Raw genomic sequence first — 24,803 nt, 5'->3', positions numbered from 1 at the left:
GGCGTTACCGCGCGCTCGGACGGCGGACGCCAGGCACGAACGTCATGCCGGTGGCAACGTCCTGGCCACGCTGGGTCAGTTCGGCCACCAGGACGCCGGGGACCGCCTCGCTGACCCGCAGCAGGCCCTGCTCACCGAGCCAGGTCAGGTCGGTCAGGACATCGTCCCGGCTGCCCGCCACAGCCATGTGGTGCAGCCCCGCGTGCAGTGTGGAGCTGTTGGCGCGGTAGCCATTCTGTTCGGCCAGCAGGCGCAGCAGCACCAAGCGGCGGTCTTCGCGCATGCGTTCGGCAAAGGTCTTGTGGGTCATTCAATCGGTCTCCAACAGATGTTTTTGGACGGTCTTCAGCATTTCGTTGGTGTTGTCGAGCTGGCCCTCCAGACTCGCCAGGCGCTCGAACACCTGCTGGACTTCTTTGCGCGAAAGGTGATGCTGGTAGTGCACCTCCAGTTTTGTGACGCGGTCGGCCAGGCCTGAGTGGCGCCACCACAGAACGATCCCCACCAGCAGGTTGATCGACACCAGGCCCGTTACCAGCACCAGAAGTCCCACCACCATCGGCCCGGCCATCAGGGGGTCGCTCATCGGGTCTCCAGCGCGCCAGCGCACGTCACGCAGCGGCGGGTCCGAGGCACGGCGCGCTGTCGGGCTGCTGGGATGCTGGTGCCGCAGTCCACGCAATCCATCGGTGTCAGGATTGCGGGCGGCCCGGCCAGGTACGCCTCACGCGCGACCCGGTTACGTTCGTGCTCTTCCCAGGCTCTTGCGTCGACCTCACCGGCCATATCAGCGTCGTCTTGCACTCGGGTGTTTCCTTCCGTTGATCAGGTCGAAGAGATCAGCCGCGCAGCCCGCATAGGCGCGCGCCTGGCCCTCCAGGGCGGCGGCGCGATCGCCGCGCAGCTTCTTGGCCTCAGTTCGGCACCGCAGCGCCAGGTCGAGGTACTCGTTGCGCAGGGTCGCCAGGTCCTTCTCGGTTGCGCCGGCCATCAGCGCACCCCGCTGGCCGAACCTGGGACTGCTCCAGAGCCCGGCAGTACCACTGCCACGCCGTGGCCTCCCAGTCGTCGGTGGCCAGGATCAACGCCCGCCCCCGTGCGCTGCAGTCGTGATACAGGGACGTCACCAGGTCGTGATTGCCCAGCAGGGTCGCCAGCAGGTCGTTGGGTGCCATCGGCAGCGCCGGGCATTCCTGTTTCAGGCTGGCCGGCATCGCGGGCGGGGGCGGCGGCGGCGGGCTTGCCCTGATTGCTTCGGTTCCAGTGCTGCAGGACGTCAGGACCCACGCGAGCAGCGCGCAGCTCAGGGCGACGATCAAGCAACGTTGCCAGCGCCACCCGCTGGTCTTCGGTGAACCTGCGGTTCTCTTCACGGTTGTGCTCCAACGAGTTGGCAATGGTGTTCATCCGGTCGATCGCCTCGGCATAGGCAACTGCCGTGTCAGCGGCCTGCGCGTGCAGACGGGTGAGCTGTTGCTCCAGGTCGCCGATGTACGCCTGTTGTTCGGCGCGGTCCTTGATCGCGCGGCCTCCCTCGGCCCAGCGATTGCCTGCCCACAGGCCAGCGGCGATCGCGGTGGCCAGCAGCAGCGCGATGGCCAGGAGCTTTCCAGCCGTGGACTCAATCCGGCTCACTGACATGGGGAACTCCCCGGCCACCCGGCCGCGATGTAGGCCGGTTCCAGCACCAGCAGGATGCGTCGCGGATAGCCGATGTTCTCGCGGTGTGCCCAGTCGGCGCGCGCGCGGAACTTGGCGACCTGGTGCCAGTCGTTGGAATCGGCGCCAGCCGCATATGCCAGGCTGCGCTCGCGATTGAGGGCCTTCTCACCACCGTTGTAGGCGCGGAACGTGAAGGCCCAGCGGCTGCACTCAGACATCGTCCCGCCGCCGTACACCGCAACGCGGTCGAGCAGCCAGCGGTCATACAGCGCCGCTGCAAGAATGGCCTGCTGTGCGTTCCAGGGATCGAACGCCGTCAGATCCTTGGGGAACACCGTCGCGATCCAGGTTGCGGTCTTGGGCATGAACTGCGCGATGCCCTGGGCGCCGACCGGTGAACGCGCGTCGGCACGGAAACCCGACTCCTGGTGCAGCTGCGCGGCCAGACGCGCCGGGCTGCCGTGTACGCCCCAGGCTCGCGCTGCGGCCTGTTCGACACGATGGCGATACAAGGCCGATGCAGGTGCGACACGGACTGTCGTCCGCTTCGGCTCCGCAGCCTGGGCGCTGCGGCAGCTGCCGATTGCCAGCGCTGCAAGCACCGTCAGGACCACCGCCGTCAGCAGGCGCAGCGCCCGGTCGGGGTAGCCGCGCCGGCTCATCCGATCAATCCTGCCGCGATCATGGCTGCGGCAATCAGGGTCACCCTGCGCGTCTGCGCCATCGACTTCTCCAGGCCGTCCTGAAGGTGCCGGGGATCAGCGCCACGGAAGACGGTCAGGTCCACGCCGAAACCGATGGCCGCAGCCAGGGTCAGCTTGGACGCGGCCCAGATATAGGAGGCCACCAACACGGGATTGATAAGGGCGACCACCGCCAGCAGGACCAGGCTGATGGCAAACCACAGCCAGATGTAGCCAATGCGGTCGAGCAGCGAGCCGTCGCGGCGGTCGCCGATTACGACGTCGGTCGACAGCAGCAGCTCGCGCAGCTGTTCGGGCGTGGCCTTGCGGATAGGCGCCTTGGAATAGCTCTCCTGGAATGCGGCGTCGAAGCTGCGGCCAGCAGCGGTACGGGTACGCCGACCTTCGCGGGCGTTGTGCGCGGCGATTTCCTCGTTGACCACCCTGACAAATTCGTCCAGGGCGATCGCCTTACTGCCGTAGTTCTCCGGCTTGGCGTCAGGCTTGTTGCCGGTGTAGGCGCCCGCGAATGCGGGGTGCTTGGCGATGCGGTCGCAAAGGTCACGCCATGCGCGCTCGATCGGCTTGGCCTGGCCGTGGTACGGCGTGGCCCAGTGAATCTCGCAGCCCATTGCGGTCAGGACACCGGTCGGATCATCCTCGCGGACCTTGAAGCGGAAGCGGTTCTTGGTGCCGCCCGTGAGCATCTTCGAGGCAAAGCCGCGACCGTTGTCCAGCCAGACCTTCGACGGGATGCCGTAGCGTTCCATGACGTCACGGAACGCGAAGCGCGCCAGGTCGGCCGACTCGGTCTCAGCGATGCGGTAGCCCAGCAGCTTGCCGCTGTAGAGGTCCTGCACGCCGACCATGATCGGCCGCGCCACCGTGCCATCGGGCCACTTGGCGAACACGTCGAACTTGTGGCCGTCGCTGTTGACCGCCTCCAGGGCATGAAACACAGAACGGTCGCGCTCCTGGGTCGGGAAGGTCTGATCGAACTTCTCCTGGCCCTGGCGGGCCAGCACCAGCACTGCGCGCGGCAGTTCCGCATCGATTCGGCGCTGGAACGTCTTCAAGCACGGCAGCGCCGGCCATTCCGACTTGATGGCGGCGATGCGCTGCAGGCGGTCATAGCAGCTGCTGGCGGTGGGTGCTTCAACGCGGAGATAGTCCGCCTTGAACAGATCCCATGCTTCGGCCGGGATTTCGACCCGCGCAGTGCGGCCGGTGTAGGCCGGCACCAGCATGGCCAGGCGGTGATGCTTCTCGACCTTGGCCACCAGCGCCGCCCAGCGGCCGAGGCTGGCCACGCTGGCGCCGCCAACGTTCTCGCGCTGCAGTTGCGCAGCGACCAGGGCGCGCGCATCCATGACCGACCGGCCATCGGCGACCAGCTGATCTACCGCCTGCAGTGCGCGCAGGCGGCGGTGCGCTTCGTCTTTGAGGTGCTGGGGCACTGCTTCGTACCGCTTCCAGGCGGAGGCGATGCGGTCCGCGCTGGACTGCCGGAATGTGGTCGGGGCTGCTACCGGCGCAGTGGCCTGCGTCGCCAAAGCTACCGCCGCCTGCATTTCCACCGGGAGGCTGGAGACCGCAAAGATGCGCTGTTGACCCCCACGGACGGTGCGGGACTCAAATGGCCACTTTTCGCGGTTGGCGCGGATTTCGATCGCGCGCTTGGACTTGCCAAGGGCGCTGGCCAGCGAAGCCAGATCGATGCTGCCCCGATTCGGCACGGAACCGTCTGCCATTACCCGCCGCTCCTTTCGCTCAGGTTGCGGAGGGCGCGAAGCCGCTTCATCGAGCTGGCGCGCTGCCGTTCCAGTCGCCCGATTTCGGCATCGAGCGTGTCAGCGCCCAGCAGCAGCTGGCCACCGATGGTGTCCGCCTGCCAGCCAGCCAGGTCGGCGCTGTTGCACACGACTTCCAGTACCGGGGCGAGCCACAGGGGGATGTTGAAGGTCTGCCGGCTCGGGGCGGTATAGCCGTCAAGCATCGCCTTTGAGACATGCTGGCCGGTCAGCCGGCTGGCGCGGGCAGCCACTTCGTACCGGTCCAGCCCAGCGGCATGGGCGGTTTCGAGCATCTGCCCGACCATCACGCTGACGGCCTCGCGGAAGTCCATGGTTCCGGGAACCTGGGCCACCGGCTGAGGGGTCAAAAAGAAGTCTTGCGGGCGGAAGGCCTGGCGGGGGTGACGATTCATCCTTGCGTCTCCTGCAGGTGGGCGGCGCGAGTGCGCCTGGGGGAAGCGATAGATAGATGCACCCTTCATTGGGAGGCACCCATTTGTGGATTGCGGCCTACGCGGAGGCTGCTAGGCTTTGCACCAGGGGGTAGCAGCGGCTTGCGCCCTCCCTGGCCACGGTTCGGTTTGCCGTCGGCGTCATACCGGGTGGGCCAGATGGCCTGGGGCGGCTTGCCGAGCGCTTCAGCGATCAGGGCCTCTGCCTGCGGGTATGGCCGGCGAAGGGCGGTATTGAGGCTGGTAGCGTTGGTGTAGCCATTCAGTAGTGCGAGCTGGCGCAGGGAGATTCTTCTGCGATGCAGCGCCGCTACGATGTCGGCGGGATGCCAGTCCGTAGCAGGACTGGCTTTTCTCGGGGCATTCGTTGCTGACACTTCGTACCTGTCCGTTGAGTGATGTCTACGGGGCAGATGCTAAACCCATTTGGGTGCTTGTCAACAACCGTTTGTGTTTCGCACTTCGCTATTCGCACCACAAATGGGTGTCAATGAGAATTTGCCTTGATGAAACAACTACTTACAGGAAGTGCGAAACGATGAGCGCCCGCGAAAATTCGGTTCGCACTTCCGAGGAAGAAAGCGCGAAACCCGTTTGGGTGTCGATCGGTGCGCGATTGGCCACCGTTCGGGGTTCGCGCACCCAGGGGGACATGGCCGCACTGATGGGGGTTGCAAAGAACACCTACGGGCGGTTTGAGCGAGGCCTGCGCGAGATTGGCGCTGAATGCCTGGCTGTCCTCGTCAAAGAGGGTTGGAACGGCAACTGGCTTCTCACCGGAGAGGGCCCGGAACGCCTGGATTCCGGCCCTATCCAGCGTCAAAACAATGACTTGCCCCAGTCTCAGGTGGTGCGCCACGCGTCTGTGAAGATCGCCGCGCAACTGCTTCAGGAGGCGCTTGATGACGCAAATGCCACGCTGGCCCCGGCCCAGTTCGGCGAGGCGCTTGTTCTCCTGGCGCAGCTGCTGGAAAAAGGACTGCCGGAGGCCGAAGTGCGGCCATTTGCCCGGCAGACAGTCGGGATGATCACCACAGGGGCACCGAATGGAGCAACAGCGTCAACTGGTAGGTAAGTTGAGGGCAATCTTGGGGGACGCGATCCCCCGACATCCTCGGAACGAAAGGACTCTGGAGCCGGCGACAGCCGCTCACCTCAGACGCGCGCGCACCCGGTTCGAGATCCGCGACATTGCGACGCGGTACGGCTGGCAGGGCGTGGTGGAGCGCGCCCTGGTGCGATTTGACGTCCCTTCGCTCAAATACCTGGGTGGGGATCAGCTCGACCAAGTGCTGGCACAGCTGCGGTCCCTGGAGGAATGCCTCCAGACCCCCTGCGATCCGCCCGACTCGCCACCGGCCCGTTAAAGCCCCCTTCAAACGCCAATGAAACGGCCGCCATCTCTGGCGGCCGTTTTGCATTTCATGTGTCTCTGGCGATAAGTTCGGGGCCATTTCGCAAACCTACCGATATCTATCGATAGAGGTCACTCAGAACGGGCAAACGTCGCAATGGCGGGGCTTTCATCCCATTTCGTCCCGTTTTTTCCCGTTCTTTCCCCTGTAATCAATCCTCAAGTCCCCCCACACTTGCAGCGAATCTTTTACCAATCAATCAATTCCAACGCCCCCAAACAAAAAGCCCCGACCAAGGCCGAGGCTTTCTGCTGTATCTGGTGCCGGAAATAGGAATCGAACCTACGACCTACGCATTACGAATGCGCCGCTCTACCAACTGAGCTATTCCGGCTGAGCAGGCGATTTTACGGTCGCCCCACCCCTGCGGTCAATCCGGTCGTGACGATTGCCGCCAAACGCCCACCCGCCCGGCCCCTCAGCCCGCCGTTACCCGGTTCCCACACTCCCGCCCGGCCGCGAAATCGGCCAGATTGCCCAGCGTGATCGCCGAGATCTCCTGCAGCGCCTCCACGGTGAAGAAGCCCTGGTGGCCGGTCACCAGTACGTTGGGGAAGGTCATCAGGCGCTGGAAGGCCTCATCGTCGATGATCTCGCCGGACAGGTCCTGGAAGAACAGCGCGCTTTCCTGCTCGTAGACGTCGATGGCCAGGTGGCCCAGCCGGCGCGACTTCAGCGCGCGGATCACCGCATGGGTATCGACCAGGCCGCCACGCGAGGTGTTGACCAGCATCGCGCCGGGCTTCATCCGCGCCAGCGAGGCGTCGTCGATCAGGTGTTGGGTATCCGGCGTTAGCGGGCAATGCAGCGAGACGATGTCCGAGCGCGACAGCAGCTCGTCCAGCTCCACCATCGCGCCGATCTCGGCGAAGGCCGGCGAGGGATACGGATCGTGCCCCAGCACGGTGCAGCCCATGCCGCGGAAGATGCGCGCGGTGGCCAGCCCGATCTTGCCGGTACCGACGATGCCCACGGTTTTGCCATGCAGGGTGCGGCCGAGCAGGCCATCAAGCATGAAGTTGCCCTCGCGCACACGGTTGTAGGCGCGATGGGTCTGCCGGTTGAGGGTCATCACCAGCGCCAGTGCGTGTTCGGCCACGGCCTCCGGCGAGTAGGCCGGCACGCGGGCGACGAACAGGCCGAGCGCGTTCGCAGCGGCCAGGTCCACATTGTTGAAGCCGGCGCAGCGCAGCAGCACCGCGCGTACGCCCAGCGCATGCAGGGCCTGCAGCACCGGCGCATCAAGCCGGTCATTGACGAACACGCAGACGGCAGCGCAGTCCTGGGCCAGTGCGGCGGTGTGCACATCCAGCGCGGCGTCGAAGTACACGAACTGGAACGGCTGCCCTGCCCCTTCGCGCAGGTTGGCTTCCTCGAGAAAGTGGCGATCGTAGGGACGGGCACTGAAGACAGCGATCTGCATGGCAAGGCCTGCGCGGAAATCCGCCACGACCATAGCGCACCCGCACCCCGATGGGGATGGCACCGGCGGCGCGACGGCCGCCGGTGCCGGTACGGCCTTAGAACGTATAGCCCAGGCCCAGCATCACGCCGTTCTGCAGCTGGCCGTCGCGACGCTCGCCCACGTAGTCGACCATCACCGACAGGCGATCGCTGGCACGGCTGGTCACGCCCAGGTTCCAGGCCAGCACCTGCTCGCCCACGGCCTGGCTGCTGGCACCGAACACCAGGTCCGGCGCAGCGGCGAAGCCGGTGCTGTAGCGGGCCTGGGTGTCGCCCAGTTCCTTCTGCCAGACCACGCGCGCGCGCGGAGTGATGCGCTCGCCGTTGTTGCCTTCGAAGGTCTTGAACACCTGCAGGCCCGCGCCGACGCGGATGCTTTCCAGGCTGTCACCACGCCCGACCAGCGCGCCAGCTCCCTGCCCTTCGTTGAAACGGGTGGCCGAGGTGCGCGCGTAGTCGACCACCGGCAGCAGCGGCTGGATCACCACGCCCTTGGCGGTGGTGAACGAGAAGCCGTGTTCCAGGCGGGCCGAGATCGCATCGTTGTTGTACTTGGCACGCAGCGGGCCCTGCAGGCCGTCGATGCCCTCGATGCTGCGGCGGGTGTCGTGGCGCAGGTCGGTGTAGCGCACCGAGGCCGAGAGGTAGCCACGCGAGTAGGTGGCATCCAGGTAGCCGCCCACATCCAGCGCGCGCACGTCGCCGGTGAAGCCGGAACCATCGCGGCCCTTGGTCGACATGTCCGCCGCGGCAACGCTGACGCCCAGGGTCACCCGGTCATCGGCCAGCTGCGTATCGGCACCGAGCACGATGCCGCCGACGGTATGGCTCAGGCCGGCCACGCCGCCCTCACCGTCGATGCGGCCGTGGCTGCCGAAGCCGCGGCCCCAGAGGCCGTGGCTGCGCGGTGCTTCGCCGCCGAAGCTGGTGCTGCCGCCGCCCGCGCCCGCCGGCTCCACCAAATGCATCGCCAACTGGTTGAACAGGCTGCCATTGGCCATGCCGGGCTGCGCCGAAGCCGCCTGCGCTGCCTGTGCAGCCAGGCCGCCGGCGTCACCGCTGCCGCTGCGTCGTGCGGCCTGGTGCTGCTGCACCACGCTGCCGATGCTGCCGACCAGCGCGTTGTCGGCCAGGCGCAGGCTGGCGTGGCCATCACCGCGCAGTGCACCGGCCTGCTGTGCGATCACATCGCGATCCGCGAACTGCAGTGCCCCCAGCAGCGGCTTCAGGCCGGCATCCTGGCGCTGACCCGCAGTAGCCAGCGCGCGACCGAGTCCATCGTTGCCGTTGTTGCCGGTGAGCTGCGCGAGCTGGTCGAAGCCGGGGTTGGCGGTCAGCGACAGGCCCTCGGCGGTCTGGTTGATGTTGAAGCTCAGCAACGAGTTGTGGCGCGGCCGGAATACTTCGCCGCCGGTGATGCTGGCCGTATAGCCGGTGTCACCCAGGCGCACCGCATCAGTGAAGCCCTGGAAGATCGGGCCGCTCACCAGCTCGCGCTGGTAGTTTCCGGCGTAGAAGCCCTGCGCCACGTTCAGTTCGAGGTGCGCGCCCGGCGAGATGACCAGCGCGCCCTCGTTGGCGCCGCTGTCGTAGAAGTCGCCCACGCGCAGGCGGCCACTGTTGGCGCCGCCCGCCTCGGTGACGTCGAACAGCACCTTGCCGCCCGGCATGATGTTGACGTAACCGTGGGTGACCAGGTCACCACCACGCGGCATCAGGGTGCCGTACACGCGCAGGCGGTTGAAGCCATCCTCGCGGAACGAGGGGCCGGTGCCATCGAGCAGTGCGTTCGAGTCGGTGGCAACCGAGGCGATGTCGCCGTGGCCGACCACCATGCCGGCCGCCAGCACGCGCAGCTCCGGGGTGCGCAGGGCACCGCCTTCCAGGGCGATGGTGCCGTTCTCCACCAGCATGAAATCGGCGCCGGTGGTTTCGGCAGTGCGCCAGGTGCCGCCCTTGGCCACGCGGATCACGCCGGCCGAATTGCCCAGCGTGGAAGCATCCAGCTGCGACAGGCGCAGGCTCGCCAGCAGGTCGGCCTGGATGCCCGGATCGCTGAGGAAGTCCTGCACCGAGAAGCGACCGATGCCGTTGGGACCACGTGCAGCCGCGTTGTAGATGGAAACGGCCTGGTTGATGTACGTGGTGGCGAAGTCGGTATCGTTCCAGCGCGCGAAGTCGTCGTCGACGAACGCCTGCAGCTGGCGTGCGGTGCGCAGATAGCCCGGATTGATGTCGCCGCTGACATTGCCGGTGACCGTCAGGGTGTCGCCCGGGTCGCGGTAACCGGCGGCGGTGATGATGTTGTTGCTGTAGATGTCCTGGCCCGGGAAGGTTTCCAGCTTGCGGCCACTGCCATCGGGATCGAAGCTGATCGACGCGCCGGTGGTCCGGGCCGGATCGCGGAACACCAGCAGACCGTTGGGCTGCACCACCTCGTACATGGCCTTGTGCAGCAGGCCGGCATCCATGCCGCCGCCGTAGTTGCCGGTGTAGATCTCGGTCATCCGCGGCGACGGCGTATAGATCACCTTGCCACTGTTGCTGGCGGCGTGGATCTGCACCGAGTCGACCAGCGGCAGGTCGCCGGCCAGGTAACGCTCGACGCCACCGGACTGCATGATCGAGCAGGACGAGATGCAGTGGCCGGACACGATGGTGTTCAGGCCGTTGGTACGGATCACCCCCTGCAGCCACTCACCCGCGATCAGCGCGCCACCATTGGAGGTGCGCAGCACGACTTCGCGGATCGGACGGCCTTCGGCCTGTGCCTTGGCCAGCAACGCCGGCAGTGCGACCACGTCGGCGACGGTGACACCGCCACTGAGCACGACGCGATCGCCCTGCACGTGATAATTCATTGCCATGACGTCATCCATCTGGCCCAGGGTCGCGATACCCACCAGGCCCGCCAGGGCGATGCTCAACTTCGAATGCTTCATTGCGTTCTCTCTCTCCGCCCGCACCACGCGGGTCGAAAGCAGAACGCAGCAGCGGGGCAGACGCCCCCAGTCGGCGACGAGAAAAAAGATGAATGCATTCACAATGGAAATACAGAAGAAATGCGGGCTTCCCCATCCGGTCACCGTCGCGTAAAACTCGATGACGCGTCCGTCATTGTCGACCGAGGTCCTCCCCTGTCCGTGCCCTCCCCTTTGCTCCGTGCTGCGCCGGAACTGCCTGGGATTCCGGACGTCTTCATTGCATTCGTACGTGAGGAACGCGCGCCGCTGTGCGCTTTCCTGCGCGCCCGCGGTGTCGGTCCCGAGGATGCCGAGGACATCGCCCAGGACTGCATGGAGCGCCTGATCCGCTACCGCGCACACGACACCGAGGAACTGCGGCTGCTGCTGTACCGCATCGCCCGCAACCGCCTGGCAGACCGCGGGCGCTCGCCGCAATCGCGCAACCACCTGTCGCTGACCGAACGCGACGGCAACGAAGAAGCTGCCAGTGCTTCTCCTGATCCGCTGCGTCAGGCAGAATCCGGGCAGATGCTCGCCCTGCTGCGCCAGGCACTGTTCAAGCTTCCCGAACGTGCCCGCGAGGTGTACCTGCTCAACCGCATCACCGGGATGAGCTATACACAGATCGCCCGGCATTGCGGCATCACCGCCAAGACCGTGGAAAAACACATTGCCCGTGCATTGCAGGGCCTGCGCAAGGAGCTGGGCCCCGATCCTCTCCACAATGATGGAGACACCGAATGATCCGCAACGACAACAGGGATGACACGTTGCTTTTTGAACACGCAAGCGCCTGGGTAGCCCGGCTGGAAGCCCCCGACTGCAGCCCCGAAGAGCGTCAATCCTTCGAGGACTGGCTGGCCGAGGATCCCGCGCACGTAAGCGCATGGGTGCAGGCCGAGAAGCTGCACCAGCGCAGTGCCGGCCTGGCCGGCGACCCGTGGCTGCGCACCGCCGCTGCGCGCGCGGCACGCAGGCCGCAGCGTCGTTGGCTGCCAAGTGTGGCCGCCGCTGCCGGCGTATGCCTGGCCGTTGGCCTGGGCTGGATGCTGTACACCGATGGCAATCCCACACCCCTGACCTATGCCAACGCCAGCCTGCTGCCGCAGCAGCGCACGCTGGCCGATGGCAGCATCGCCATGCTCGACGCCGGCACTACGCTCACCGCACGCTTCGGCTGGCGCAAACGCGAACTGGCACTGGAACAGGGCCGCATCCAGCTGCAGGTCGAACCGTCATCGCGCTCGCTGCGGGTGCAGGCCGGTGGCAGTTCGATCCGCGATATCGGCACCACCTTCCAGGTTGAACGCCTGGCTGACGGCCGGGTCGAAGTCGCGCTGCTGGAAGGCGTAGTGGAAGTCACCAGTGGCAACGCGCAGCACACGCTCTCGCCGGGCCAGCAGCTGCAGGTCCTGGCCTCCGGGAAGATCCAACCGGGCCCGCAGCTGTCCTCGACCGCCGCCGCCGAGGCCTGGCCGCAGGGCAAGCTGGTGTTCGACGGCACGCCCCTGGCCACCGTGGTCGAACGCATGAACCGCTATGGCAGCACGCCACTGGTGGTCGCCGACCCGGATATCGCCGACCTCGCGGTCAGCGGCACCTTCCGTGCAGGCGACGCGCACGAACTGCTTTCCGCCCTGGAACTGGGGTGGTCAATTGCTGGCCAGCCGCGCTCGGATGGCGCGCTGGAACTGCGCCGCACCTACTGAGGCGGCGGCCGATGCCGGCGCCGGGTGTGCTTCGTTGGGACGCGATTCGGTGGGGCCTGCTGCAGGCCCTGCTGTGCGTTGTTCTGGTGCCCGGTTTGGCGGCAACGACAGGCGCTGCCGAGGCGGTCACCCAGGTCGACTACCGGATCGCTCCCGGCGCCCTGTCGCCGGCACTGCAGCAATGGGCGCGCCAGAGCGGCATCGCCCTGGTGTTCGACGCACGTGAACTGGCGGACCTGCGCACCAGCGGCGTCGCCGGCTCGCTGGCGCCCGCCACCGCACTGAAGCAGCTGGTCGCCGGCATGCCGGTGAACATCCTGCAGACGCCCAGCGGCGGATTCGTGGTGCGCCGGCATGCTGCGCCACCCGATGTGGTTGCGCAGCCGGTACGGCGGCCACCGCCGCCAGCGCCACCGAAGCCGGTGCAGGTGGAAATGGCTCCGATCCATGTCACCGGCAGCCGGTTGCCGCGCACCTCCGTGCAGACCACGCTGCCGGTAACGGTGATCGACCGCGAAGACATCCTGCGCAGCGGCTACGGCACGCTGTTCGACCTGTTGCGCCACCTGCCCGGCATGAACGGCCACCCGCCACTGAGCACCTCGCGCAGTGGCGATTCGCTGTACCTGCCGGTCGGCGCAGCGGCCACCACCAGCCTGGATGGCATGGGCCCGCGCGCGACCCTGTTCCTGGTCAATGGCCGGCGCCTGCCGCGCTATCCGATGGTCTCGCTGGAAGAAGGCGGGCTGACCGATCTGGGTGGCATTCCGCTCAGCTTCGTCGAGCGCATCGAGCTGGTGCGTGGCGGCGCGTCGGCCATCTACGGCGCCGATGCGATGTCCGGCGTAGTCAACATCATCCTGCGTGACCAGGCCGAGGGCCCGGAAGCTACGCTGCAGTCGGGTGTCAGCAGCCGTGGCGACGGCGATCAGTACCGGCTGCAGGCGGCAACAGGTGGCGTGCGCGAAGGCGGCGACCGCTGGTTCGCCGGCGTCGACCTGCACCGCCTGCAGCATGTGGCCGGTGACCAGCGCGACTGGCATGCGGAAACCTCGCTGTACCCGATCGGGTTGATCCTGGGCAACGGCGATTACTACCCGGCCACGCAGTGCCATCCGCCGCTGCAGCGCGAAGACGACGGCTGCTGGTTCGACAACGCCCGCCCGCGCTCGCTGCAGCCGGCATCGGAAACACTGTCCGGCTACCTGCGCTATCGCCACGAACGCGGTGACGGACGCTACGCCTATGTGGAAGCACGCGCCAGCCACAACCGCCAGCGCTTTGAACTGGGCCCGACTGCCGTCGCCCTCAATTTCAACCGTGGCGCGATCCTCAACGTGGTGCTGCAGGAAGGCGGCGAAGTACGCCCGCGCGTGCATGCCACCGAAGGCGACATCAGTTTCGGCATGGGCCGTGAGCGTGCCGGTCGCAGCTGGGATGCCGGCCTCAGCGCGCAGCGCAGCCAGGTGGACCTGCGCACCGAAGGCACCGTGCGCAGTGAACGCCTGCTGGACGCCGCACGCACGCTGGACTTCCTGCCCGGCTTTTCCACCCTGCCGCCGGGGCTGGCAGAGGAACTGTTCCCGGCCATCCACAACCGCGGACGTACCGAACAGTGGCAGGGCTGGTGGGGCATGCAGCGCACCCTGATGACACTGCCCGGTGGTGCAGCACAACTGGCGACCGGCATCGATCTGCGCCGCGAGCGCTGGACGTCGTTGCCTGACCCGCTGCTGGGCAAGGGCGAGCTGGCGCTGGGCCTGCCGATGGAGCAGCGCCGGCTGACGCGGCAGAGCAATGCCGCCTACGCCGAACTGGGCCTGCCGTTGGCGCCGACGCTGCGCCTGGACGTGGCCGCGCGGCTGGACCGCGATGGCGGTGACACTGCATTTTCGCCGCGTGCCGGCCTGCGCTGGAGCCCGAGCCCGCACTGGTCGTTCCTGCTGGCGAGTGGCCGCGGCTACCGCGCGCCCAGCATCTTCGAGCGGCGGCGACCGCCGGGCTACTTCGGCCTGTATCCCCTGCCCGCATCGGCTTCCCTTCCGCCGTGCGCGCGCCCCCTGCGTGGTGGTGGCTGCGCGGTGGAAGTAGAGGTGGTCGAGAACGATGCGCTGAAAGCCGAGACTTCGCGCAGCCACTCGCTGGCCGCCAGCTGGACTCCGAATGATGCGTTCTCGCTGTCGCTGACCCACAACATCGTTGAACTGCGCAACGAGATCCTCGCCCTGCAACCCAGCGACGCCCTGTGGAATCCCGGTACCTGGGAGCTGGATGAGCAGGGCCGCCTGCGTGATCTTCGCCTGTCATTCGACAACATCGGCCGCACCACCTCGCGTAACTGGGTACTGCGTGGCGAGTACCGGGTGGATGCCGGCCGCAACGGGCAGTGGTTGTTCTCGCTGGATGCGTTGAAGCAGCAGGAGCTGCGCCGCGATCGCAGCCATGGCGAATCGGTGGACCTGCGCGGGCATGCCACGCCGGCGAACGCGGGCATCCTCAACGTGCAGTGGCAGAACCCTTTCTGGGACATCGCCCTGCGTGGCAACCGCGTCGGCCGCACCCGCGCATGGCTGGCCGGTGAAGCATGCACGCAGGAGCAGCATGACCAGCGCCTCTGCATGAACCCCGCGCAGCTGCGCTGGAACCTGCACCTGGCGCGCCGGCTGAGCCCGCGCGTGATTGCCGCACTGGACGTGCACAACCTGCTTGATACGCGGCCGGTGAACCATCTGGTCGGCAGCGGCGGGCAGATGCCCGGGCTGGACGATCCACTTGGGCGCTACTACCTGCTGACCCTGCAATTCCGCTGAGCGTAGTACCCTACGCCGCCTGTTCCACGGCGTCGAAGGCGAGTCATGAAAGCCTATCTCTGGTTCCTGGGCGCGCTCATGCTGTTCTTCGCGCTGCCCTTCCCCTGCCTGCTCTACTTCGGCACCAGCTGGCCGCTGGAAGCGGGCGACCGCAGCGCGCCCTGGCTGGCGCTGGGCCTGTTGGCGACGTCGCTCGCGCTGTGGCTGGTGCTGCTTTATGCCTTCCTGCATTACCTGCTGCTGGCGCCACCGCGTGCATTGCAACGCGTGCGCAGCATCCTCGCCGACGGCGAGCCACGCAGCGCGCGCATCGAGCAGGCCGAACAGACCGGCGTGCAGGTGCGTGGCTTCGCGCAGTGGCGGCTGCAACTGGCCTTCGACAACCTGTCCGGCACGCCGATCACCGAAACGCTGGTCGTGGTCGACAGCAAGCCACAGCTGCAACGCTTTGCCGTGGGCAGACAGCTGGATGTGCTGCTCAGCCGCACGCCGGGCACATCGCCCAATCTGATGCTGGAAGGCGCGCAACCGGAACTGGACCGCGCCAGCCTGTGGCGCCGCGCCATCGGCGGTCTCGTCGGCATCGTCGCGGTCGCTGCCGCGTACGCCATGGCCTATCGCCTGCAAAACGATGGAATGGGTTGGACGTTCCTGGGTTTCGGTCATCCACTGCTGATCTGCCCGCTGGTGCTGTGCAGCTACCTGATCGGCCTGCGCCTGCTGGCGCGACTGCTGGCCGGCACACTGCAGATCGACGCGCGCGGCGAAGCGCTCAAGTACCGCGGTATCGGCGCCGAAGCGCGGGTGCTCGACGTGCGCCAGACCGGCACCTACGTCAACGAACAACCGCAGGTGGAGTTCCAGCTGGAATACCTCGACCGCGAGGGCAACGTGCAGCAGGCCAGCGTGCGTCGCTTCGTTGCGCTGCTCGACCTGGCCAACATTCCTCGCGGGCAGGTCGACATCCTGTACGACCCGGATGATCGCCGTAGCGTGCGCATGGAGCACGCGTGAAGCGGCCCGTCTCCACACCGCTGGTGTTCGCTGGCGTGGTGCTTGCCCTGGCCGGTGTCGCCACGGCGGGCGGTGCACTACAGACCGTCGATGCGACCCTGCGCGGCGCCGCATCGACCGCGCCTGCGGATGCAACGCAGCAACACCCCTGGGAACAACCATTGCGTACCACGGCCATCGCAACGCCACGGGCGGCTTTCGAACCGATGCAGGCGCCCGGGCGCACGCGGCCGAACCTGCTGCTCGACGCCGAGCGCCTGCAGGCTGCACGGCAGGCGCTGGAGGCAATGCCCGGACTGGCCGGCGAACGCCTGGTCGTCTTCCACAGCATCCACTTCCATGACGACGGCCGCATCGACATCGACCTGGTCGATCCACAGCAGCCGGGCCACGTGGATGGTTACCACTACCAACGCGGGCAGTGGCGCAAGGGCGATGCGGTGAATCCGCAACAGTTCGCGCCGACCATCAGCCTGCGCCGCAGCAGCACCGCACTGGCCAACATCGATTTCGATGCCGTGCCACGGGTGACGCAGGCCCTGCAGCAACAGCGCAATGCACTGATGCGTACGCCGGCCCAGGTCGGCCATGTGTATGTGGTCATCCGCAAGGGCGGCAAGCTGGTGTGGTTGCCGGATGAAGTGGCCGGCGACCGCCAGACCGTGCGCCTGCGTTACGACGCCAGGGGCAATCTGCAGTAGAAAAAGGGGACCCCTCCGTCCCCTTTTCTACTATCTCACCGAGCGGGCGATGGCGTACTGCGCGGCGTAGTACGTGGACAGCACCAGCAGGCTGGCCAACGGCAGGCCGCCGCCGAAGCGATCCCATGCCAGCAATGAATCGCTGGCCACGAACAGCAGTGCACCACCGGCGGCCCAACGCGCACTGCCCGCTTCCAGCGCATCGGCGTGCGGCCGCTTCCAGTAACGCGCCAGCGCCAGCACTGCCATGGCGGCCAGCACCACGACGTAGGCCAGCACCGGAAGGCGCATCGGCAGCGGCAGATGCGGCCACAGGCTGGCGACGTTGATCGAAGCGAATGCAGCAAGCAGCACGAACGCAGCAAGCAGTCCGCGACCCGCGCGCAGGCCGGCACGGAACGCGGCGATGTAGCACAGATGCGCCAGCAGGAAGGCAACCAGGCCGGGCACGAACGCGTCGATCGGCAGCATCAGCGCGATATCGCCCACGCAGGACAACAGCATGCCGGCCAGCACCGCGCGCCGGTAGAACGCATCCGCCACCGGCCGCGCCTGCCAGGCGATGGCGGCGATCAGCAGCGTGGTTGCCGGCTTGGCCAACCAGTGCAGCCAACGCCCGTCGCCGTCCAGGTAGGCGCCGACGATGGCCAGCACGGCCACCACCAGGATCACCCCGTCGCGCGTCCGCAGGCTCATCGCGCCTTCCACAGTTCGGCAAGGCGGTCCGGGCGGCCGCTGATGCGTTCCAGCACCGGGTACTGCAAGCCGCCGTGGTAGTCGATCTTCATCGTATCGATGCGGTCGAACTGTTTGACCAACAGCGTGATCGGCGCCTTGTCAGTGGCCGCTGCAGCCACCGCATCCTTCAAGCGCTGGCTGCTGTATTCGCGACCGCCAACGGCGATCACCTTCATGCCCGGCGCCAGGCCGGCATTGAACGCCGGGCTGTCCCAGACCACATCGCCGACCACGCCACTGTCGAGCACCGTCGCGCCCAGCGAGTACGCCAGCAGCGCTGCCTTCGCGCGTTTTTCCTGTGCCTTGTAGGCCTCGTTCGGCGCATCGCGGTAGACCAGCTTCCAGCCCGCCAGTTCCAGGCCGCCGGTCAGCGATCCGTGCCCGTCCAGGCGCTGGCGCAGGAAACTGGCCCAGTCGTACGGCGCGATGCCGTTGAGAGTCGCCACCACGTCATCGAAGGTGTACGGATTGACGTCCCAATCGCCGTTGCCAACGCCAAAGAAGGCACGCGCGAAATCATCCAGGCTGCGACGGTTGCCGGTCAGCCCACGCAGCTTGCCCTCCACCTCCAGCCACAGCATCTGCCCGCCGGAGTAGTAGTCTTCGCTCATCTGGTAATTGCGGTACGGCAACGTGCGGCGCTGGGCGATGGTCGGGTCGTTGGTCGTGTCCTGCAGCGGGCGCCAAGCCAGGCCCGGGCGGCCGCGGTCATAGGTTGCCGCCACGTTCGCCAGCATGTCGCGCGCCTGCTCAGTGGTCCACAGCCCGGAACGCGCGGCCAGCACCTGGCCCCAGAACTGGGTCTGGCCTTCGTACACCCACAGCAGGCTGTCGCCCATCGGTGTATTGAAGTTGGCCGTGGCCAGGTCGGCACCGCGACGGTACTTGCCGTTCCAGGAATGGGTGTACTCATGCGGCAGCAGGTCACGCATCCAGGCATTGCTGTCCCACTCGGTGAAGTAGCCCGGGTCGGCACTGTTCTCGCTGGAGCGATGGTGTTCCAGGCCGATGCCGCCGAGACGATCGGTCAGCGCAAGCAGGAATTCGTAGTGATCGTAGTGGCGCGCACCGTACAGCTTGTCGGCCTGCTGCACCAGCGCGCGATGCGCCTTCAGCTGCGCATCGGTTGGCTTCAGCGATTTGGCATCGTCGGCGAACACGTTCAGATGCACCGGCGCCTTTGCACCGGGATCGAGGTCGATGCGCTGGTGATGCTCGCCGGCAAACAACGGCGAGTCGACCAGGTGGTCATAGGAGATCGGCTTGAACACCACGGTGTCGCCATCGCGGCGCGCGGTTTCCAGCGCAGTGGCATAGGCCCAGCCCTTGGGCAGCGTCACGCTCGCCTGCGCCTGCAGGTTGCGCGCGTCCACGCCGGCCGGATACAGCGAATTGGCGTTCCACTGCAGGTTGAGCATTTCCGGGGTCATCACCACCCGGCCCTGGCTTCCACCCTGCGAAGACAGGAAATCGAAGTGGGCGACGATCTCGCTCACCCCGGCCGGCACTTCCACCTTGAACGCGTACACGTTGAACTGGTCACGCTGCCAGGCCAACGGCTTGCCGTTGGCGGTCACCCGCAGGCCGGCGAGCTTGTCGATGGGGCCAGTGGGCGAATGGTTGCCGGGAATCCACTGCGGGTACAGCAGGGTCAGCGGACCGGGCTTGGCCGGCACGGTGGCGGTGACCTTGAAGATGCGCCGGGCCAGGTCGCGCGCGTCGACATCGATGCGCAGCAGGCCCTGGGCGGCGGCATCACCCGGTGGCGGGGTCTGCGCCAGCGCGGGCGTGGCCGCCAGCGCGAACAGCACGGACATCACCAGGGCACGGGTTTTCATCGGCAGGTTCCAGCAGCAGAGGATTCCTCGATGCTAGGCCTGTGCGGTGCCGAGCCCCATGGCCGAAGGTCATGGTTGTCAGTGCATCGACCTGATGCAGCAAAGCCTCACCGCAGCGACATCGAGGGCGGACCGCATCCACGCATGGCGTGGATCTACTGGAAAGCGGAGTACAGGGTAGATCCACGCCATGCCTGGATGGCATGCATCCCGAAGCCGTGCGAACCAAGGTTCGCACCCACCCGTAGCGCTATCGGTCAGTCGACCAGGCGCAGGCGCAGTTCCTTCGGCAGCGCGAACACCATCGATTCCGGCTCGCCGTCCAGCTCACCGATGCCGGAAGCCCCCAGCTCGGCCAGACGCGCCAGCACGCCATCGACCAGCACCTGCGGCGCCGACGCACCGGCGGTCACGCCGATATGCTGCTTGCCGAGCACCCAGGCCGGGTCGATCTCGTGGGCACCGTCGATCAGGTAGCTCTCCACGCCTTCACGGCGGGCCAGCTCGCTCAGACGGTTGGAGTTGGAGCTGTTCGGCGAACCGACCACCAGCACCAGGTCACAGCGCTTGGCCAGATCGCGCACGGCGTCCTGGCGGTTCTGCGTGGCGTAGCAGATGTCGTCGTTCTTCGGCCCCTGCATCGCCGGGAAGCGCGCGCGCATGGCTTCGATGATGCCGCGCGTGTCGTCGACCGACAGCGTGGTCTGGGTGGTGTAGGCGAAGTTTTCCGGCTGGTTGATCTGCAGCGTGGCCACCTGCTCCACGTCCTCGACCAGATAGATCTGGCCGGTGCCCGCTTCGCGGTTCCACTGCCCCATCGTGCCTTCCACTTCCGGATGGCCGGCATGGCCGATCAGCACCACGTCACGGCCGGCACGGCAGTGACGGGCGACTTCGAAATGAACCTTGGTCACCAGCGGACAGGTGGCGTCGAACACTTTCAGGCCACGACGCTCGGCTTCCAGGCGCACGGCCTGGGAAACACCGTGGGCGCTGAAGATGACGGTGTTGTTGTCCGGCACTTCGTCGAGTTCTTCGACGAAGATCGCGCCGCGCTGCTTCAGGTCATCGACCACGAAGCGGTTGTGCACCACTTCATGGCGGACATAGATGGGCGCGCCGAGCGTTTCGATCGCGCGCTTGACGATCTCGATCGCACGATCGACACCGGCACAGAAACCACGCGGGTTGGCGAGCAGCACATCCATCAGTTCAGTCTCCCGGCAGCGGCCGGCTTACGGTTTCGGGTTGGCATTATCCGCCTTTTTGGCGGACTTGCCGTCGAACAGGCCGAACAGGGCGATGCCGATGGCACCCACCACGATGGCCGAATCGGCGATGTTGAACGACGGCCAGACATGCTCGCCGACGTACCACTGGATGAAATCCACTACGTGGCCATGCACCTGGCGGTCGATCACGTTGCCGATCGCACCGCCGATGATCAGCGCATAAGGCACGGCGGCCTTCCAGTTGCCACGGGCGGTAGCGCGCAGCCACCAGGCCATCAGGCCGCTGATGGCGATCGCCAGCACGGTGAAGAAATGCTTCTGCCAGCCACCGGCGTCGCTCAGGAAGCTGAACGCCGCACCGGTGTTGTAGGTGCGGTACCAGTTCCAGAAGCCGTCGATGACCACCACCGGCTGGAACTCCGGCAGGCTCGACAGCACCCAGGCCTTCGACCACTGGTCCAGGCCGATGATGACTGCCGACAGCAGCAGCCAGATCAGTGCGTTCGGATACGGGCGCGGGGCGGCCATCAGAACCAGCTCCGCACTTCGCCGGCACCGGCGATGTTGGTCACGCAGCGGCCACACAGTTCCGGGTGGTCGGCATTGCTGCCAACGTCGGCACGGTGGTGCCAGCAGCGCACGCACTTGGACTTCTGCGTCGGCTGCGCGCTGACGAACACCTCGTCGGTGGTCGCCGGGCGCACCTGCACGTCACCGCTGATGAACAGGAAACGCAGTTCATCGGCCAGCGGCTGCCAGCGTGCGGCCTGCTCTTCGCTGGCGGCGATGGTGATCTCCGCTTCCAGCGCGGCACCGATCGCACCATTGGCGCGCATCGGCTCCAGCACCTTGGCCACCTGTTCGCGCACGGCCAGCAGCTGGTCGAAGTCGGCAGCGTTGAGCTGCGCCTCGGCCGGCAGCGGAGCCAGGCCCTCGTACCAGGTGGTGAACAGCACGTGGCCGGCACGGTCACCCGGCAGGTAACCCCACAGCTCGTCGGCGGTGAAGGTCAGGATCGGCGCCACCCAGCGGGTGAACGCTTCGGCGATGTGGTACATCGCGCTCTGCGCCGAACGACGACCGTCCGAATCGGTCGGCATCGTGTACAGGCGGTCCTTGGTCACGTCCAGGTACAGCGAACCCAGGTCCACGCTGCAGAAGTTCAGCAGCAGCTGCACGATCTCGGCCATGTCGTAGTTGTCATACGCCGCCTTGATCTTCTCCTGCAGCTCCCAGGCGCGATGCACGATCCAGCGGTCCAGCGCGACCATCTCGTTGAGCGGGCGCAGGTGCTGGGCCGGATCGAAACCGTCCAGGTTGCCCAGCAGGAAGCGGGCGGTGTTGCGCAGGCGACGGTAGGCGTCGGCGGTGCGCTTGAGGATTTCCTGCGACAGCGACATCTCGTTGCTGTAGTCGGCCGAGGCGATCCACAGGCGCAGGATGTCCGCGCCCAGCTTGTTCATGATTTCCTGCGGCTCGATGCCGTTGCCCAGCGACTTGGACATCTTGCGGCCGTGCTCGTCCACGGTGAAACCGTGGGTGAGGCACTGCTTGTACGGCGCGCGCTTGTCGATGGCCACGCCGGTCAGCAGCGAGGACTGGAACCAGCCGCGATGCTGGTCGGAGCCTTCCAGGTACAGGTCGGCCGGCTTGCCGAAGCCACGTGCGGCCAACACCGCCTCATGGGTCACGCCGGAATCGAACCAGACATCGAGGATGTCGGTGACCTTCTCGTAGTCGGCCGCTTCGGCGCCCAGCAGTTCGGCCGCGTCCAGCGAGTACCACACGTCGATGCCTTCGGCTTCAACGCGGTCGGCCACCTGCTGCATCAGCTCCACCGAACGCGGGTGGATCTCGCCGGTCTGGCGGTGGGTGAACAGTGCGATCGGCACGCCCCAGGTGCGCTGGCGCGAGATCGTCCAGTCCGGGCGGCCATCGACCATGCTCTGGATGCGCGCCTTGCCCCAGCTCGGGAACCAGCCGACGGTGTCGATGGCTGCCAGCGCATCGTTGCGCAGGTTGGCCTTGTCCATCGAGATGAACCACTGCGGGGTGGCGCGGAACACCACCGGCGTCTTGTGCCGCCAGCAGTGCGGGTAGCTGTGGCGGATCTCGACGAAGGCCAGCAGCGCGCCGCTGTCGCGCAGCACCTGCACGATCGCCTCCTGCGCCTTCCACAGGTGCTGGCCAGCCAGCACCACGTCGCCGGCCGGCGGGGTCGATTCCAGGTAGACGCCACGGCCGTCGATCGGCGTGATCTGACCGGCGTTGTACTTGTCCAGCAAGCCATACTTCTGGCTGACCACGTAGTCTTCCTGGCCGTGGCCGGGCGCAGTGTGCACCGCACCGGTACCGTCCTCATCGGACACGTGTTCGCCGTTGAGCACGAGGATCTCGCGCTCCGGGTAGAACGGGTGCGCCAGCAGCTGGTTTTCCAGCGCCGAACCTTCGGCTTCACCGTGCAGCACCACCGCGTCCACGCCGTAGCGCTGCAGCGAACGCTCGGCCAGCGCGGCAGCCAGCACCAGCCAACGGCGCTTGCCGTTGTGCGCCGGGCCTTCGGCCAGCACGTAGCGGATGTCCGCGCCCAGCGACACCGCCAGCGAGGCCGGCAGCGTCCACGGAGTGGTGGTCCAGATCGGCACGGCCACTTCCACGTCAGCCGGCAGGCTGACACCGAACGCCTGCGCCATCGCCTGCGCATCACGTGCGGCGTAGGCCACGTCGATCGCCGGCGAGGTCTTCTCGTGGTACTCGATCTCGGCTTCGGCCAGCGCCGAACCGCAGTCGAAGCACCAGTACACCGGCTTGGCGCCGCGCAGCAGATGGCCGTTGGCCACGATCTTGGACAGCGCGCGGATCTCGTTGGCCTCGAAATCGAAGCTCAGGGTCTTGTACGGGTTGTCCCAGTCGCCGGTGACGCCCAGGCGCTTGAAGTCGGCACGCTGGATGTCGATCTGTTCCTCGGCGAACTCGCGGCACTTCTGCCGGAACTCGACCGCATCGAGCTTCACCCCGACCTTGCCCCACTTCTTTTCCACCGCGATTTCGATCGGCAGGCCATGGCAGTCCCAACCCGGCACGTAGGGCGCATCGAAGCCGGCCAGGTAGCGCGACTTGACGATGATGTCCTTGAGGATCTTGTTGACCGCATGGCCCAGGTGGATGCGCGCGTTGGCGTACGGCGGGCCGTCATGCAGCACGAACAGCGGGCGGCCGGCGGCGTTGTCGCGCAGCTGCTGGTAGAGCCCCTGCTCTTCCCAGCGCGCCAGAATGCCCGGCTCGCGCTTGGGCAGGTCGCCGCGCATCGGGAATTCGGTGGCCGGCAGGTTGAGGGTGGTCTTGTAGTCCTGGCTCACGCAGTGGCTCGCAATCTATGTTCGGAAAGGATGGCACGCGCCTGTTCGGCGTCGCGGTGCATCTGGTCGGTCAGCGCCGCCAGATCGTTGAATTTCTCTTCGTCACGCAGCTTGGCGACGAATTCCACTTCGATGTGGCGCCCGTACAGGTCGCCCTGGAAATCGAACAGGTGCGCTTCCAGCAGCGGCTCCACGCCGTCCACGGTCGGCCGGGTACCGAAACTGGACACCGACGGCCACGGCTGGTCGAACACCCCGTGCACCCAGGTCGCGTAGATGCCCGACAACGCCGGGGTCTTCGGGAACCGCAGGTTGGCGGTGGGGAAGCCCAGCGTACGGCCGAGCTGACGCCCGCGCACCACCCGCCCGCTGATCGAGTAGGGACGCCCCAGCAGGTCGCCGACGCGGGCGAAGTCGCCTTCCTGCAGCAGCTGGCGGATCCGCGTGCTGGAGATGCGATCACCGTGCAGGTCGACCGCTTCGATTTCGCCGGCGCTGAAACCGAGCTCGGCGCCCAGCGCCTGCAGCAGGGCCAGATCGCCACGGCGGCGGTTGCCGAAACAGAACTCCGGCCCGATCCAGACCTCGCGGGCGTTCAGGCGCTGGGCCAGCAGCTGGCGCACGAAGGTTTCGGCCGGCATCGCCGCCATCGCCGCGTCGAAGCGCAGCAGGCCGATCGCATCGACGCCCAGTTCGTGCAGGATCTCGACCTTGCTGCGGGCCAGGGTCAACCGCGGCGGCGGCGTGCCCTGGGCAAAGAACTCACGCGGCAGGGGTTCGAAGGCCACCGCCACCGCAGCCACACCCAAGGCGCGCGCACGCGCGACCGCGTGCCGCACCAGCGCACGATGGCCCAGGTGGAGGCCGTCGAATGCACCGATGCAGACCACGCTTCCGTTGGGGAACAGCTCCCCGCCCTCGACGCTTCTGAACAGCCTGCTCATCAACTCTCGTTCCGGCCGGCCCA

Annotated in this window: 22 protein-coding genes and 1 tRNA gene; 6 read left to right on the top strand and 17 right to left on the bottom strand. The window is 66.8% G+C overall.

The features are described 5' to 3' along the window. Positions 1-4: 4 nt before the first annotated feature. The 8 genes from QP457_RS06175 to QP457_RS06140 form a co-directional block, all read right to left on the bottom strand. A complete protein-coding gene (locus tag QP457_RS06175; RefSeq protein WP_205404940.1) occupies positions 5-310 on the bottom strand; it encodes an ArsR family transcriptional regulator in 306 nt (101 codons plus the stop codon). Further along, positions 311-586, bottom strand: coding sequence for a hypothetical protein (locus QP457_RS06170; protein WP_205404941.1), 276 nt, complete (start codon positions 584-586; stop codon positions 311-313). A gap of 201 nt (positions 587-787) precedes the next feature. Then, positions 788-991: a hypothetical protein gene (locus tag QP457_RS06165; protein ID WP_049451771.1), complete on the bottom strand. Its 204-nt coding sequence runs from the start codon at positions 989-991 to the stop codon at positions 788-790. Then, a complete protein-coding gene (locus QP457_RS06160) occupies positions 991-1,641 on the bottom strand; it encodes a hypothetical protein (protein ID WP_205404943.1) in 651 nt (216 codons plus the stop codon). Before QP457_RS06160 ends, QP457_RS06165 begins: the two co-directional genes overlap by 1 nt. After that, positions 1,632-2,324: a lytic transglycosylase domain-containing protein gene (locus QP457_RS06155; RefSeq protein ID WP_205404944.1), complete on the bottom strand. Its 693-nt coding sequence runs from the start codon at positions 2,322-2,324 to the stop codon at positions 1,632-1,634. Before QP457_RS06155 ends, QP457_RS06160 begins: the two co-directional genes overlap by 10 nt. Continuing rightward, entirely contained in the window at positions 2,321-4,096 is a 1,776-nt protein-coding gene (locus tag QP457_RS06150; RefSeq protein WP_205404945.1) for a transposase domain-containing protein, read from the bottom strand. The genes QP457_RS06155 and QP457_RS06150 overlap by 4 nt, the downstream gene beginning before the upstream one ends. Further along, positions 4,096-4,551, bottom strand: a complete 456-nt coding sequence (locus tag QP457_RS06145) for a hypothetical protein (protein WP_065427947.1) — start codon at positions 4,549-4,551, stop codon at positions 4,096-4,098. Before QP457_RS06145 ends, QP457_RS06150 begins: the two co-directional genes overlap by 1 nt. Before the next feature lie 65 nt (positions 4,552-4,616). Continuing rightward, positions 4,617-4,967 carry a helix-turn-helix transcriptional regulator gene (locus QP457_RS06140; protein WP_180867428.1) on the bottom strand — a complete coding sequence of 117 codons (351 nt, stop codon included), beginning with the start codon at positions 4,965-4,967 and terminating at the stop codon, positions 4,617-4,619. Positions 4,968-5,128: 161 nt separating this feature from the next. On the opposite strand from QP457_RS06140, the gene QP457_RS06135 reads away from it, so the two are divergent. After that, a complete protein-coding gene (locus tag QP457_RS06135; RefSeq protein WP_205404946.1) occupies positions 5,129-5,665 on the top strand; it encodes a helix-turn-helix domain-containing protein in 537 nt (178 codons plus the stop codon). 598 nt (positions 5,666-6,263) lie between these two features. Here QP457_RS06135 and QP457_RS06130 read toward each other — a convergent pair. The 3 genes from QP457_RS06130 to QP457_RS06120 all read right to left on the bottom strand — a co-directional run bounded on the left by QP457_RS06130 (position 6,264) and on the right by QP457_RS06120 (position 10,411). Continuing rightward, positions 6,264-6,339 (bottom strand) — tRNA-Thr (locus QP457_RS06130). 84 nt (positions 6,340-6,423) lie between these two features. Then, entirely contained in the window at positions 6,424-7,428 is a 1,005-nt protein-coding gene (locus QP457_RS06125; RefSeq protein WP_205404947.1) for a 2-hydroxyacid dehydrogenase, read from the bottom strand. Between the two features lie 97 nt (positions 7,429-7,525). Next, complete coding sequence (locus QP457_RS06120) at positions 7,526-10,411, bottom strand: autotransporter outer membrane beta-barrel domain-containing protein (protein WP_205404948.1); 2,886 nt, start codon at positions 10,409-10,411, stop codon at positions 7,526-7,528. A 243-nt stretch (positions 10,412-10,654) separates the two neighbouring features. On the opposite strand from QP457_RS06120, the gene QP457_RS06115 reads away from it, so the two are divergent. From QP457_RS06115 to QP457_RS06095, 5 genes are read left to right on the top strand one after another with little or no spacing between them, the layout of a single operon-like run. Further along, the gene (locus QP457_RS06115; protein WP_099821119.1) at positions 10,655-11,179 is read left to right on the top strand and encodes a sigma-70 family RNA polymerase sigma factor; all 525 of its coding nucleotides are present in this window, start codon (positions 10,655-10,657) and stop codon (positions 11,177-11,179) included. Next, on the top strand, positions 11,176-12,144 hold the full coding sequence (locus QP457_RS06110; RefSeq protein ID WP_180163970.1) for a FecR domain-containing protein: 969 nt from the start codon (positions 11,176-11,178) through the stop codon (positions 12,142-12,144). Before QP457_RS06115 ends, QP457_RS06110 begins: the two co-directional genes overlap by 4 nt. 11 nt (positions 12,145-12,155) lie before the next feature. After that, the gene (locus QP457_RS06105; RefSeq protein ID WP_205404949.1) at positions 12,156-14,954 is read left to right on the top strand and encodes a TonB-dependent receptor; all 2,799 of its coding nucleotides are present in this window, start codon (positions 12,156-12,158) and stop codon (positions 14,952-14,954) included. 45 nt (positions 14,955-14,999) lie between these two features. Then, the gene (locus QP457_RS06100) at positions 15,000-15,968 is read left to right on the top strand and encodes a hypothetical protein (protein WP_205404950.1); all 969 of its coding nucleotides are present in this window, start codon (positions 15,000-15,002) and stop codon (positions 15,966-15,968) included. Continuing rightward, a complete protein-coding gene (locus QP457_RS06095) occupies positions 15,965-16,669 on the top strand; it encodes a hypothetical protein (RefSeq protein ID WP_205404951.1) in 705 nt (234 codons plus the stop codon). Before QP457_RS06100 ends, QP457_RS06095 begins: the two co-directional genes overlap by 4 nt. A gap of 30 nt (positions 16,670-16,699) precedes the next feature. Here the strand turns inward: QP457_RS06095 and QP457_RS06090 are convergent, their stop codons facing one another. The 6 genes from QP457_RS06090 to QP457_RS06065 all read right to left on the bottom strand — a co-directional run bounded on the left by QP457_RS06090 (position 16,700) and on the right by QP457_RS06065 (position 24,780). Next, positions 16,700-17,365, bottom strand: a complete 666-nt coding sequence (locus QP457_RS06090) for a lysoplasmalogenase (protein WP_205404952.1) — start codon at positions 17,363-17,365, stop codon at positions 16,700-16,702. After that, positions 17,362-19,245, bottom strand: a complete 1,884-nt coding sequence (locus tag QP457_RS06085; protein WP_205404953.1) for a M61 family metallopeptidase — start codon at positions 19,243-19,245, stop codon at positions 17,362-17,364. Before QP457_RS06085 ends, QP457_RS06090 begins: the two co-directional genes overlap by 4 nt. Positions 19,246-19,502: 257 nt before the next feature. Then, positions 19,503-20,453, bottom strand: coding sequence for a 4-hydroxy-3-methylbut-2-enyl diphosphate reductase (gene ispH, locus QP457_RS06080; protein ID WP_089239586.1), 951 nt, complete (start codon positions 20,451-20,453; stop codon positions 19,503-19,505). 27 nt (positions 20,454-20,480) lie between these two features. Then, a complete protein-coding gene (gene lspA / locus QP457_RS06075; RefSeq protein WP_205404954.1) occupies positions 20,481-21,005 on the bottom strand; it encodes a signal peptidase II in 525 nt (174 codons plus the stop codon). Continuing rightward, entirely contained in the window at positions 21,005-23,836 is a 2,832-nt protein-coding gene (gene ileS, locus QP457_RS06070; RefSeq protein ID WP_205404955.1) for an isoleucine--tRNA ligase, read from the bottom strand. Before ileS ends, lspA begins: the two co-directional genes overlap by 1 nt. Further along, positions 23,833-24,780 (bottom strand): bifunctional riboflavin kinase/FAD synthetase, encoded by a 948-nt coding sequence (locus QP457_RS06065; RefSeq protein WP_025873849.1) that lies wholly within the window; start codon positions 24,778-24,780, stop codon positions 23,833-23,835. Before QP457_RS06065 ends, ileS begins: the two co-directional genes overlap by 4 nt. Positions 24,781-24,803: the final 23 nt, after the last annotated feature.

Source organism: Stenotrophomonas sp. As-7, from assembly GCF_030291015.1.
GTDB lineage: Bacteria > Pseudomonadota > Gammaproteobacteria > Xanthomonadales > Xanthomonadaceae > Stenotrophomonas > Stenotrophomonas lactitubi.
This window is presented reverse-complemented; position numbering and strand designations above follow the sequence as displayed.